A 12,272-nucleotide genomic window follows, 5' to 3' on the forward strand; every position below is an offset into this window, starting at 1 on the left:
GAACGAGCACCGTTCAGTCCGTCACTGCCACCGGGGTCGCGTCGGCCAGGTCGGCCAGTCGCTCGGGATCGACGGGGAACACCGTCTGTGGCGTGCCGGCGGCCGCCCACACTTCGTCGTGGTCGAGCAGTGTCTCGTCGATGTAGGTCCGAACGTCCGAGTCGTGACAGAACGGCGGGACGCCGCCGATCCCGTAGCCCGTCGCGTCCCGGACGCGGTCGGGGTCGGCCATCTCGACCTCCTCGGCATCGATCTCGTCGGCCAGGTGGGCCTCGTCCACGCGGTTGGCCCCGCTGGTCACCACCATGATCGGGTCGCCGTCCGCGGCGAACACGAGGCCGCTGGCGATCTGTGCCACGTCACAGCCGACCACTTCGGCCGCGTCGGCGGCCGTCTTCGTCCCCTCGTCGAACTCGCGGACGTCGATCTCGATACCGTGGCGGTCGGCGGCCGTCTCGGCGAACTCCTCGGCTCGGGGATGCATACCCCCGCTGAGGTGTGGGTGGGACAAAAGCGTCTGGGCTGGGCAACTGCAGCCGCCGACGCTCGCCGGCAGGAACCGGGAGCGTTCGCCAGGGAACACACCACCGCGGAAACCAAACAGTAGATTTAGACAGTGGCTGAATAAACCAGTCGGCTGATGACGCTCTCGCTGGTAACGGGGATTCGCTTGCTCGGTGGCGTCGTGCTCCTGCTTGGCAACGGCTTTTTCGTCACGACCGAGTTCGCGATGACTCGCGTCAGGCAGTTCGAGGAGTCGGAATTCCAGGGCAACGGGCGCGGGCTCGAACGCGCCTGGAACATGACCGAGCGGCTGGAGATCTTCCTCACGGGCTGTCAGGTCGGGATCACCATCTGCAGCGTCGGCCTGGGTGTCGTCGCCGAACCGGCCGTCACGGCGGTGATGGGGCCACTGCTGAGTGCGGTCGGTGTCACGGGTGGGCACACGACGCTGTCGGTGATCCTCGCACTGACCGTGGTCAACCTCTCACACGTCATCGTCGGCGAGCAGGCACCGACGTATCTGGGGATCGAGCGCGCCAAGTTCGTCGCCGGCTACGGCTCGGGGTTGCTGTACGCCTGGACGAAGCTCATGTACCCGGTGATCCTCGCGGCCGACTGGGTGGCCAAGGCGCTGCTCGGCCTGTTCGGCGTCGAGATCGACCGGTCGTGGACCGAGGCGGAAGCCGAGGACGGTGTCGCGACCACTCGGGCCGAACTGCGACGCACGATGGGCGAGTCGCTCAACCAGCTCGGCGTCCCCGAGGAACGCCGGACCGAAGTCATCAACGCACTCGACATCGGCCAGCAGTCCGTCAGCGAGATCATGGTCGACCGCGACGACGTCGTCGCGCTCTCGACGACCGACGACTTCCGGACCAACATGGACCGGATCGACGGCGCGCCTTACGTCCGCTTTCCGCTGCTGGAGGGCTCGCTGGACGCGTTCGTGGGCGTCGTCTACGCGCCGACGGTGTTGCACAACTACGAGGCGCTGGACGCCGGGACCACCTCGCTCGAAGACCTGGCGACCCCGCCGCTGACCGTCCCCGCCGACACGACCGTCAGCGACTTCATCGACCGGTGCCAGGCCGAAAACCAGGAACTCGCACTGGTGACCGAGGACGACACTGTGGTCGGGCTCTTGACTGCCACAGACGCCTTCGAGGAAATTACCGGCGAACTCGACGATCCGATGGATCTTGCGTCCCAGTGACTGCCGACGCTGTCTGTCCGGACGTGACGCGCGCAGCACGGATCGAATGCGCGGTCGTCGAACGGCCTCTCGGAGTAATCGGTGTCGACGACTGTTCGATGTTCGACGTCGATACGACGAGGACACCGTGATCCTGCTGTCCGGGTTTCCCAAAGTTACTGGTCGAAAGACCTGGTGAGTGGACAGATACCGGTGGTTCGCCGTCCGCTTCGTACCGTAACGACCGGGAAATCAAACTTTATTCTGCCTGCATCAAATTTTTAATCATGGCTGGGGTTGACCAAACTGGCAACTACAGGAAGACTGACGACCGATACTGTACGAATTGCCAGCAGGTCGTGTCCCCGAAACGACGGCTCAGCTACTTCGGGCTGTTCGGGACGGTGATCGTGTCGATGATGTTTTTCACGTTCGTGAGTGCCAGCCTCCTTCTCGGATTTATCTTGGGGGGCTGTGTGGATACCTGGGATACAATGGCTATTCCCGCTCGATGGATGAGCCCACCTGCCCGCTCTGTAATGCCCAGGACCTCGAGCACCCCGAAACCCAAAATAGCGTTACCGGACGCCGGCAACAGCACAGCGACGAGGAGTGGAACTGGACGGAGTGACGCAACTGCGACACGGGGTCGTGTCGCTCGGCGCGGTGTGCGCCTCGCGGCTCGTTCCTCCCCGCTCGGACGTGCCGAGATGCTCACTACGTTCGCATCTCGCGCCTCACAGAAGCGGGCACGGTGGGATTTGAACCGGAGGAAGACGGTCGGTCTCGCTCCGCTCGACCGCTGCGACTTCCAGGGTTCAAATCCCCTGCGTGCCGGTTCGGTCGTCGCTTCGCTCCTCCCTGCACGGGCACGGTGGGATTTGAACCCACGACCGTCGGATATCTTCCGTCGGCACCAAGCGGTACCGTCGATAGAAGTCCGACGCTCTAGTCCGGACTGAGCTACGTGCCCTCGGGTTGGACTGTACCGTGAGAGACAAAAAGAACCTCGGTTTCGGGGATGGGGTTCGACCGCCACGGCCAGTCACAGCCCTTAAACGCGCTTCGGGACTACCGATGTGCAATGACCGTTATCGGGACAGTCGGCCTCCCGGGCAGTGGGAAAGGCGAGGCTGCGGAGGTCGCCCGCGAGCTGGGCGTGCCGGTCGTGACGATGGGGGACGTGATCCGCCGGGAGTGCCGGGACCGCGGGCTGGACCCGGCCAGCCATCACGGCGAGATCGCCCAGGCACTCCGCGAGGAGAACGGGCCCGCAGCCATCGCGGAGCGGTCGCTTCCGCTGATCGAGGAGCGACTGGCCGGCGAGGACACCGACACCGTCCTCGTCGACGGCCTGCGCTCGGACGTGGAACTGGACGCGTTCCGCGACCGATTCGGCGACGACTTCTATCTCGTGAGCATCGAAGCGCCGTTCGAGGTCCGCCGCGAGCGGATCACCGACCGCGGGCGTGACGACACGGACGGTGGCGAGAGCCTCCGAGAACGCGACGAGCGCGAACTCGGGTTCGGGATGGGTGAGGCCATGGAGCAGGCCGACGTGACCATCGAGAACACCGACACGCTCGAACGGTTCCGCAAGCGGATTCGGACGGTCTTCGACGAGGGACCGGAGGCGGTACGATGATCTACAGCGTCGACGTCCAGATCACCGCGCCCGTCAACGACACCGAAGTAACGGACCGGGTGGCGGATGCGATCCACAACCTCTTCCCGGACGCCGAGATCGAGGAGCGGCCGGGGGAGTTGCTGGCCGAGGCCCATAGTTTAGAAACGCTCTCTGAGGCGCTGCACCGCCAGGAGATCTTAGACGCCGCCCGGAAGGTCTTCTTCGAGAACCGGCAGGGCGATACGTTCAGCTTCGACCTGAAGAAACAGCCGGCTTTCGAGGGGGTGGTCACCTTCGCGGTGGGGAATCCGAGCGAACTGGGCGACCTCCACGTTCGCGTACGAGTGGAGGAACCGTCCGTCGAGGAGTACATCGACCACGTCGCGCCGGCGACCGAGGAGGGGCGGCCGGTCCAGTCCGACGACCGATGACGGCGGCGATCTTCTTTGCCGTCGACGGCACGCTGCTCTCTCACACCGCGGACCGGGAGACCGTCGTCGAGCGCGGGCTCGACACGGTGCTGGGCGAGGCCGACCCGGCACTGGTCGAGACCTACCTCGACACGCTCGACGAGCGGCGGGCGGCGCTGGATCCGGCGGCCGAGCGGGCGGGGGCCGAAGCGGTCGCGACGGCCGCGGACGCGGACTGCGACCCGGACGCCATCGTCGCGGCGGTTCGCGACTCCGAAATCGAGGCGACGACGGTGCCCGAGGCGGCGCGGTCGGCCCTTGCCGGACTCGCCGAGACCGACCACCTCGGTATCCTCACGAACGGGAGCCGCGACCGACAGACGGCCAAACTGGCGGCCCACGACCTCGACGGGTTCTTCGAGACGGTCGTGACTGCCCCCGAGGCCGGCGCGGCCAAACCCGATCCGGCGATCTACGCGTACGCCCGCGAACAGGTCGCCGCCGACGAGTACGTGATGGTCGGCGACGACTACGAGGGCGACGTGGCGGCGGCCCGCGAGGCGGACTTTCTCCCGGTCCGGTACGAGGACGACGGCCCGAGCTTCTGGCGGGCGCTGGACGCCCTAGTCTAGGCCGCTGACGAAGATGGCGACCCACTGGCCCAGATCCTGCCGGTGGGTGACCTCGACGCTGTCGACCCATTTGACCCACTGGAAGCCGCGGCGACCGGGGGCGACCAGTCGGAGCGGAAAGCCGTGGCCGTGTGCGAGGGGGTCGCCGTCGACGCGGGTCGCCAGCAGTGCGTCCCGGGCCTCCTCGATGGGCAGACTCCAGTAGTAGCCCGTGACGGAGCGAACGCGGACCCACGCGGCGTCCTCGGGCGGCTCCACCAGATCCAGCAGGTCGCCGACGCGGACGCCCGCCCAGTCGTGTTCTGAGTACCAGCCGCTGGTACAGTCCAGGACGGCGCGCTCGCTGGTCGCGTCGATGGGTCCGTCGGTCGCCGATCCGTCGCGTCGGCGCGGTGCCGACCGGGGCTCGGGCGGCAGGGCGTCGAGATCGAGTTCGAGGGGATCGGCGACCGCGCCGCCGACGGTCAGGGTCCAGTCATCGGGGTCGACCGGGTCGGGATCGTCGGCCACCCAGCTGGTGACCGGGAAGGCGTTGCCGTCGTCGCTCCCGTCTTCCTTCGAGCCCGTGAACCGGCGGTCCCGGCCCGGGAGCGAGAGGGCGTCGCCGGCGACCTGCTGGGCCTTCCAGGAGAGTGCGCCAAAGCCCAGCAGCGCCCCGTACTGGAGGGTGGTCCGCCGTCGATCCAGCCCCGCGGTCGAAGGCAGTCGGAACCGGTGGCGCAGGTGCCACAGGAGGACGGGAACGACGACTGTGCCAAGCACCATGTGGAGAAAGAGGAGGGGCCAGCCGGCGATCCGGACGGGGCCGGACAGCGTCCAGTAGATGCCGGTGCCGAGGGTCGCGAGCGCGAGCGTCCCGAGCAGGATCGAGACGGGCGTGCCCCCGTCCCAGAGCTTCCGGTCGGTGACACGGCGGCGGACCCGGCGGAACTTCCAGCCCAGCAGGGCCACCAGCGTGAAGCCGGCCAGCCCGTGGAGGGTGAACAGCCACGCTCCGCTCGGCCGGCCGACGGTGAGGCTCACCAGTCCGGAGCCGACCTCGAAGCTCACGAGCGCGAGGATCGACCAGTCGACCAGCGACGGCGGCGGTGCCAGTCGGGCGAGGACGCCCATACCGGGTCACAGGGCTGGACGGGCTTGGATGCTCGGTCGGCTAATACCCTCGCCGGGCCATCACGGTCCCGTTCGCGGCCCGCACGGTCACCGCATCGCCGTCGTTGTTCCAGACGGGACTTCTCTGCCCCCAGTACAGCGTCGTCGCCGTGTCCGTCCCGCTTCCTGTCCGGAGGGTGACCTGCTCGCCCGGGTCGAGAACGGTTCCGTCGGGGAACGGATAGGTGTGATCGGCCTCGTCGCTGACGGTCCATCCCGAGAGGTCGAGCGTGGTGTCCCCTCGGTTCTCGACGGCAACGTACTCGTCGTTCAGGTTCTCCCGGTCGTCGCCGGCGGCGTCCTCGTGAATCTCGACGATGGCGAGCGCACCCGTGACTGCCCCACCGTCGGTCACGGTCGTTCCGGTCGCTGTCGGCGGCTCCTCGGTCGCGCAGGCCCACAGTCCGGTGCCGTTCGCGCGGGCCCGCTGTTCGGCGGCGTCGAAGGCCTCGCGTTCGGTGAACTGGCTGTCGTAGACGCGGGCGTAGCCCTCGGTCAGGAGCCAGTAGTTGACGTTCTCGCCGTCCTGATAGATATATCCCAGCAGGCGGCCGTAGTAGCCCCGGCGGTCGCTCTCGGCGTCGACGCCGATGGTAACGGTCTCGCCGAGTAGACGCTGAGTCATCGTGCGGGTCGCGTCGTGGCCGGCCTCGCCGAGGCAGGACTCGCCAGCCGCGGTTTCGGGGACGCCCTCGAACTCCGCGGGGTCGTTCTCGCCGCCCGTCTCGGGCGTGTCGACGCCGAGCAGGCGGAGGGTGTCTTGCGTGCCGTTGCGATAGCGGATCTTGACGGTGTCGCCGTCGACCACGGCCGTGACGGTCACCGCGTAACTGTTCGCGAGGTCGGCGTCCGCGGGCGGTGCGGGCGTCCCAGGTGCGTTCGAGCCGTCCGGCGAGACTCCGAGACAGCCGCTGGCGGCGACGAGGACGACGAGGGCGACGACGGCACGGTCCATACCTCGCCTGTGTGGGCCAGCCACTTGAGCGGCGAGGCCGACCGCTCGGTGAGTCGATCCAAAGGCATAGGGAGAGTGGCCCCGGAGTGCCGACAGATGCTCGTCCCCGTCACCATCCGCGAGGTAATGAATCCGACAGTCGAGACGATCAGTCCCGACCTCGACGCCGCCGCGGTCGCCGAGTTGCTCCACGGCGAGGATATCGGCTCGGTCGTCGTCGTCGAAAATGGCGACCCCGTCGGTATCGTCACCGAATCGGACGTGGTCGGACTCGTCGCCGAGGGGCACGACGCCGACACGGTCACCGCCGCCGACTGTATGTCGACCCCGGTCGTCACCGTCGACGCCGACGAGTCCATCGAGGCGGCCGTCGACCGCTTCCGCGAACACACGATCAAGAAACTCCCGGTGATCGACGACAGCGAGGCGCGAAGCGCCTCTGGCAGCCGGACACAGTCCGGCGACGGCGACCTCGTCGGCATCGTCACCACGACCGACCTCTCCTACTACCTCCCACACCTCTCCCGGCGGACGACCGCCAGCGGTGGCTCGACCGCCGACCACCACCACCGCGAGCGCGTCGACACCGCCTACGAGCGCGACGAGTGGGAGTTCGAGAGCCTCGGCCCTCACGACGACCGCATCGAGACTGGCGACGTCGTGAAGTTCACCAAGACCCTCTCCCAGGAAGACGTGGAGACCTTCGCCGAGGCCAGCGGCGACACCAACCGCCTCCACCTCGACGCCGACTACGCGGAAGGGACCCGCTTCGGTCGCCCCATCGCCCACGGGACACTCGTCGGCGGCGTCGTCAGCGCCGCGCTGGCCCGCCTGCCCGGCCTCATCGTCTACCTCTCGCAGGACACCTCCTTCCTGGGCCCCGTCGACATCGGCAGCGAAGTCACCGCCGAGTGTGAGGTCGTCGAGGATCTGGGCAACGACCGCTACCGGCTGACGACCAGCGCCCGCGCCGACGGCGACGAGGTGATCGACGGCGAAGCCGTCGTCATCGCCGATCCGATCCCCGACACGGCCTGACCGTCTTCGGCCGAACGCCGCTCCAGTTTTCCGCCGATCCGTCCCCCGGCTGCCGGAAACGCCCCGCCAGTTCCTCTCAGTTTGCTACTCCGTGCCGTGAGACGGCTCACCACACCTATCAGATGCAAAGAATTAAGGTCGCCGGTAGTCCTTATACAATCATAATGTATTGCCCACAGTGCGGGACACGGATGGCTCTGAACGACGAGACGACAAAGTTGAACGAGTACACCTGCAACACCTGCTACAACACCGAAATCGAGACCAAGCAGCCGGTCGCCGGCCACGCACTCTGAGGGCGACGTTTCTCTCCGTTTTGTACAGTCGAGGAGCGGCCGCGCCGCGTGCCGCCGCTCAGATCGCCGTCGGCGCGAGCAAGACGACCAGCGCCACGGCGATGAACACGACTTTCAGCACCGTGTTGACGACGATCACCTTGCTGCCGAACTCGCGGCCCCAGATGCCGTACTGGAAGGGGATCGACCGCTTGAACGTCGAGACGGCGAAGGAGACGATCCCGCCCACGAGCATCGTCGCGACGGCTGCCCGCGCAGTGAAGGTCCCGTTCTCGATCAGCGGGGCGATGAAGATCGCGCCGTTGGTCGTGTCCACCGCGAACACCGCGATGGTCGGGATCGCCGCGCTCGGCAGGCCCAGCGCGCCCGTGATTGGGGCGACCGCGCCCGCGATGCCGAGCGCGTCCGGACTGCCCAGGAGTGCGGTGACGATCTCCTCGTAGTAGGCCACCAGCGTCGCGACGATCAGGTAGACGACCAGTAGCCGCGGCACGATGTCTCGGATCTTCTCGACGGTGCTCTCGGCAGCGGCCCGGAATTTGGCGCGGCGGTCACGTCCGCTCCCGCTCCCGTCGGCCTCGACGGCCGCCCCCTCGTCCACGTCGGCTTCCACCGTGGTATCGACGTTTCGCTCCGAGAGCAGGAGTGCGCCGGCCGCGACGCCGGTTCCGGTAATCGCGAGCGAGATGAGCGCCCGCGCCCCGACGTACATGAGGCCGACCTTCAGGCCGAGGATGGGGATCAATACGGGCGCGTAGAAGGTGAAGATGTGCTGGGCGAACCCGAAGAAGGTGTTCATCGTCACCGCGACGAGCGTCGCGCGGTCGTCGAGCAGGCCGGCCTCCCGATATTCGGCGAGCATCCCGTACCCGGCGGTGGGCGAGGCCGTCGTCGCCAGGATCGCCGTCCCAACCTCCGGTGGGAGGTTCGCCGGCTGTGTCAGTGGTCGTGCGAAACCCGCGATGTACTCGACCGCGCCGAACTCGACGGCGACGCTGGCCAGGCCGACCCCCAGAGCGATGAAGACGGTGATCGACGCCACGCGGACCAGCACCTCCACCAGCAACGCCGTCGGCTCCGGTGCCATTGGCGACCCTTGGTATCTGGTGGCCAAAGCCCTGACTATCCCGTCCGCAGTCCCTCAGACCACCAGCCGGACCACGGCGAACAGCACCACGACGCCCAGCACGTCACAGACGTTCGTGACGACGGGAATCACCACGTCGTCGGGGTCCAGCCCGAACCGGTAGGCGGCGTAAGTCGTCACCAGCGTCACGAAAACCGCCAGCACCGCGAGCACCGCGCCGCTCCCGAACGCCACCAGGACGACGGTCCCGATCCCGAGCGCGGTCCCGCCTACGAGCGTCTGGGCCAGCCACGCCCCGGCCCCGACCAGCGGGAACAGCGTCAGTGCCAGCCCAAGCGTCGCAACGGCGTTGCCCAGCAGGTACTCGTCGTCGGGTTCGAAGGAGAGCAAGCCGAGGTGGACCACCGTCGAGAGCCGCGCGGCGAGGATGCTCCCGAGGTTGCCCGCCATCCCGATGGTGACGGGCACGAGGACGAGCAGCGAGGGGTACTGAAGTAAGGTGCCCTCGAAGGTATCGAGGACGAACCCGCTGGCGAGTTCGATACAGGTCAGTACCAACAGGATGGGGAGCATCGTGCGCATGATCGCTCGGGGGGACCAGCGCGTCTCCATCAGAGGCCACCCAGTCCGAGGACGATTCGCGTGGCGAGCAGGAGTGTGGCGACGCCGACCACGTCGCCGGTGGTCGTGACGACCGGGCCCGCGAGCGTGTCTGGGTTGTAGCCGCGGCGATACCCGAGGAAAACGACGCCGACGACCGCCGCCGTGAGCAGGAGCCCCGAGATCAGCCCGGCGATGCCAGCGATGCCGACGAGCGTCCCGAGGGGTGCGACCTGCCGGCCCAGCACCGCGAGGACGACGAACGCGAGGACCGCGGCGAAGAGGCTGACGAGAACCCCGTTGGCCAGCGCCGCCGCGATCGCCCCTCGCAACCGCTCGTCGTCCAGATTCAGCCGCGGTTCGATCAGCCCCTGGTGGAGCGCGGAGGCGAGCCGTGCGCCGAGCGACCCGTAGACGTTTCCGCGGGTCGCCAGCAGGGCGGGAACGAGCATCAGGAGGCCGGGGACCGCCTGCAGCTCCGCCTCCATCCCGCCGAGGACGACGCCGGCGAACAGGCCACCTACCCCGCTCACGGCGAGCACCGGGAGCGCCTCGCGGTAGGCCTCGGCGGCGACCTCGCGGACGGTCATTGGCGGGCCAACGAACCCCCGAACCAAAAACCCCGGTAGCCCGACCGATAGCCGTGATGCGTGTGGGCAGGGATCATGGCGGGCCCGAAAGACTGACGCGTCGGGGCCCCAACCACAGACCGTGACTGCCCCCCACGTGCTGTTGACGAACGACGACGGCATCGACGCCCCCGGGCTGGCGGCGCTGTACGAGGAACTGACGGGGGTCGCCGAGGTGACCGTCGTCGCACCGACGGACAACCAGAGTGGGACGGGGCGGACCCGGACCCATCGCACCACCCGCGAGGACCACCCCTGGGGCTACGCGATCGACGGGACGCCCGCCGACTGCGTGGCCTACGGGGTCGGCGGCCTCGACGCCGACTTCGACCTCGTCGTCGCCGGCTGTAACCACGGCCCCAACGCCGGCAACTACGTCGTCGGCCGCTCCGGGACGGTGGGTGCCTGCGTCGAAGCCGCCTTCCTCGACATCCCGGGCATCGCCATCTCCGCGTACCACGCCCAGGATTTCTTCGTCCACCCGCCCGAGGAGTACGACTTCGGCCGCCCCGCGAAGGTGGCCCGGGAACTGCTCGTCCGGAGCCAGAGCGTCCCGGTGTTCGAGGAGGCCGACGTGTTGAACGTCAACGCGCCCGTCGACGTGCCCGAGTCCTCGATGCGGCTGACCGAACCCCACCACGACTACGCGGTCGACGTGGAACACGAGGCCACCGACCGCGACGAGGTCGACATCGGCAAGCCCCGCGAGGGCGACATCGCCATCCGCGACGTGGTCTGGCCCAACACCGTCGGCTGGGAGAGCCCGTTCCCCGCCGACGAGGACCTCCGGGAGCGCTATCCAGAGGGATCGGATCGGCGCGCCCTCGTCGAGGGCGAGGTCAGCGTCTCGCCGTTGACCGCGCCCGCCCTCTCGGTCGAGACTGGGTCGCTCCAGCAGGTCGTCGACGGATACAACGACAGCGAGCGCGCCCGAGAGCGCGCCCACGAGGAACAGCGCCGCGACTGACTGACCCGGGCCGGCCGGTCCAGGCCCCATCGTGCCCGCTCTTATATCGCCCGCCTCACGAGGGAGTTGCTTTACCGGACCGGAGCGGTTCGTCTCCGATAGCATGATTCGACGGGTAGCAGGGGCCAGTACAGAGTCACGACCGACTGTCGCCGGCGGGGTGGCCTGACCGTGCGCGCCGCGCGCTTCCACGGTCCCGACGAGGGGCTGGTCGTCGAGGAAGTCCCTCGACCCGAACCGGGGCCCGGCGAGGTGCTGATCGACGTGTCCGCCTGCGGGCTCTGTCACTCCGATCTCCACCTGATGCACGGCGATTTACCGATTCCGACCCCGCGAACGCTGGGGCACGAGGCCGCCGGCGAGGTCGCGGCGACCGGCCCCGGTGTCGACCACCTCGATCCGGGCACGAGCGCCGTCGTCTTCGGCGGCTGGGGCTGTGGCCACTGCGAGGTCTGCACGCGCGGTGACGACCAGCTCTGTAACGTGCTGGAGTGGGCCGGCATCGGCCAGGACGGCGCGCTCGCGGACTTCGTGGTCGTCCCCGACGCCAAGTACGTCCTGCCGACCGAGATCGACCCCGTCGAGGCCGCGCCGCTGACCGACGCCGCGCTGACGCCCTACCGGGCGGTCCAGCGCGCCCGCGAACACCTCTCCCCGACCGACACCTTGCTCGTCGTCGGGATCGGCGGCCTCGGCCAGTTCGGCGTCCAGTTCGCCGCCATGACCGGCGCGCAGGTCGTCGCCGCCGACCAGGACGCCGAGAAACTCGCGCTCGCCGAGGAGTTGGGCGCGGACGTGACCATCGACGTGACCCAGGAGTCGATCCAGAGTGCGATCCGACGCGTCACGGACGACGGGGCCGACGCCGCCATCGACTTCGTCGGCAAAGACGAGACCCTGCAGGCCTGCGGGAACGCGCTGGGCACGCAGGGCCGGCTCTACATCGTCGGCATCGGCGGCGGCTCCTTCGAGCTCTCCTTTAACCCCCTCGTGGGGAGCGAACTCGTCTGTACGAACGTGTTCTGGGGCAGTATCGACCAGCTTCGGGACGTGCTGGACCTGGCCGAGGCCGGCCGACTCAACGTGGGCGTCGAGCCCGTCGGCTTCGAGGATCTGGCCGCCACCTACGACCGACTGGAGGACGGCGACGTGGATCGACGGGCCGTTCTCGTGCCGGAGTGAC

At 68.3% G+C, this 12,272-nt stretch carries 13 protein-coding genes and 1 tRNA gene; 7 read left to right on the plus strand and 7 right to left on the minus strand.

Features of this window, described 5'->3' with window-relative positions; all coding sequences use genetic code 11:
• Nucleotides 1–13: 13 nt before the first annotated feature.
• Nucleotides 14–484 carry a YbaK/EbsC family protein gene (locus BMX17_RS04415; RefSeq protein WP_092658067.1) on the minus strand — a complete coding sequence of 157 codons (471 nt, stop codon included), beginning with the start codon at nucleotides 482–484 and terminating at the stop codon, nucleotides 14–16.
• Nucleotides 485–640: 156 nt separating this feature from the next.
• Here BMX17_RS04415 and BMX17_RS04420 point away from each other — a divergent pair, with 156 nt between their 5' ends.
• Entirely contained in the window at nucleotides 641–1,717 is a 1,077-nt protein-coding gene (locus BMX17_RS04420) for a CNNM domain-containing protein (RefSeq protein ID WP_092658069.1), read from the plus strand.
• Nucleotides 1,718–2,562: 845 nt separating this feature from the next.
• Here BMX17_RS04420 and BMX17_RS04430 read toward each other — a convergent pair.
• Nucleotides 2,563–2,669: transfer RNA gene (locus BMX17_RS04430), tRNA-Arg, on the minus strand.
• A gap of 111 nt (nucleotides 2,670–2,780) precedes the next feature.
• Here BMX17_RS04430 and BMX17_RS04435 point away from each other — a divergent pair.
• The 3 genes from BMX17_RS04435 to BMX17_RS04445 are packed head-to-tail and all read left to right on the plus strand — an operon-like array spanning nucleotide 2,781 to nucleotide 4,365.
• A complete protein-coding gene (locus tag BMX17_RS04435) occupies nucleotides 2,781–3,341 on the plus strand; it encodes a nucleoside monophosphate kinase (protein WP_092658073.1) in 561 nt (186 codons plus the stop codon).
• Nucleotides 3,338–3,754, plus strand: coding sequence for an RNA-binding domain-containing protein (locus tag BMX17_RS04440; RefSeq protein WP_092658075.1), 417 nt, complete (start codon nucleotides 3,338–3,340; stop codon nucleotides 3,752–3,754). The genes BMX17_RS04435 and BMX17_RS04440 overlap by 4 nt, the downstream gene beginning before the upstream one ends.
• Nucleotides 3,751–4,365 (plus strand): HAD family hydrolase, encoded by a 615-nt coding sequence (locus tag BMX17_RS04445; protein WP_092658077.1) that lies wholly within the window; start codon nucleotides 3,751–3,753, stop codon nucleotides 4,363–4,365. The genes BMX17_RS04440 and BMX17_RS04445 overlap by 4 nt, the downstream gene beginning before the upstream one ends.
• Here BMX17_RS04445 and BMX17_RS04450 read toward each other — a convergent pair.
• Together BMX17_RS04450 and BMX17_RS04455 are read right to left on the minus strand one after the other, a co-directional pair.
• Nucleotides 4,357–5,478, minus strand: a complete 1,122-nt coding sequence (locus BMX17_RS04450; protein WP_092658079.1) for a molybdopterin-dependent oxidoreductase — start codon at nucleotides 5,476–5,478, stop codon at nucleotides 4,357–4,359. The two genes, BMX17_RS04445 and BMX17_RS04450, sit on opposite strands and share 9 nt — an antisense overlap.
• A 40-nt stretch (nucleotides 5,479–5,518) precedes the next feature.
• The gene (locus BMX17_RS04455; RefSeq protein ID WP_092658081.1) at nucleotides 5,519–6,472 is read right to left on the minus strand and encodes a lamin tail domain-containing protein; all 954 of its coding nucleotides are present in this window, start codon (nucleotides 6,470–6,472) and stop codon (nucleotides 5,519–5,521) included.
• Between the two features lie 96 nt (nucleotides 6,473–6,568).
• Here BMX17_RS04455 and BMX17_RS04460 point away from each other — a divergent pair, with 96 nt between their 5' ends.
• Nucleotides 6,569–7,510, plus strand: a complete 942-nt coding sequence (locus BMX17_RS04460; protein WP_092658083.1) for a CBS domain-containing protein — start codon at nucleotides 6,569–6,571, stop codon at nucleotides 7,508–7,510.
• Between the two features lie 354 nt (nucleotides 7,511–7,864).
• Here BMX17_RS04460 and BMX17_RS04465 read toward each other — a convergent pair whose 3' ends face one another.
• The 3 genes from BMX17_RS04465 to BMX17_RS04475 are packed head-to-tail and all read right to left on the minus strand — an operon-like array spanning nucleotide 7,865 to nucleotide 10,083.
• Nucleotides 7,865–8,893 carry a nucleoside recognition domain-containing protein gene (locus tag BMX17_RS04465; protein WP_092658085.1) on the minus strand — a complete coding sequence of 343 codons (1,029 nt, stop codon included), beginning with the start codon at nucleotides 8,891–8,893 and terminating at the stop codon, nucleotides 7,865–7,867.
• Between the two features lie 54 nt (nucleotides 8,894–8,947).
• Nucleotides 8,948–9,505, minus strand: coding sequence for a magnesium transporter (locus BMX17_RS04470; RefSeq protein WP_092658087.1), 558 nt, complete (start codon nucleotides 9,503–9,505; stop codon nucleotides 8,948–8,950).
• Nucleotides 9,505–10,083, minus strand: a complete 579-nt coding sequence (locus tag BMX17_RS04475) for a magnesium transporter (protein ID WP_092658089.1) — start codon at nucleotides 10,081–10,083, stop codon at nucleotides 9,505–9,507. Before BMX17_RS04475 ends, BMX17_RS04470 begins: the two co-directional genes overlap by 1 nt.
• A 121-nt stretch (nucleotides 10,084–10,204) precedes the next feature.
• On the opposite strand from BMX17_RS04475, the gene surE reads away from it, so the two are divergent.
• Nucleotides 10,205–11,089: a 5'/3'-nucleotidase SurE gene (gene surE, locus BMX17_RS04480; protein WP_092658091.1), complete on the plus strand. Its 885-nt coding sequence runs from the start codon at nucleotides 10,205–10,207 to the stop codon at nucleotides 11,087–11,089.
• A 171-nt stretch (nucleotides 11,090–11,260) separates the two neighbouring features.
• Complete coding sequence (locus tag BMX17_RS04485) at nucleotides 11,261–12,271, plus strand: NAD(P)-dependent alcohol dehydrogenase (protein ID WP_092658093.1); 1,011 nt, start codon at nucleotides 11,261–11,263, stop codon at nucleotides 12,269–12,271.
• The last annotated feature ends 1 nt before the right edge of the window (nucleotide 12,272 follow it).

The sequence above is a fragment of the Halorientalis persicus genome, assembly GCF_900110215.1.
Taxonomy (GTDB): Archaea; Halobacteriota; Halobacteria; order Halobacteriales; family Haloarculaceae; genus Halorientalis; species Halorientalis persica.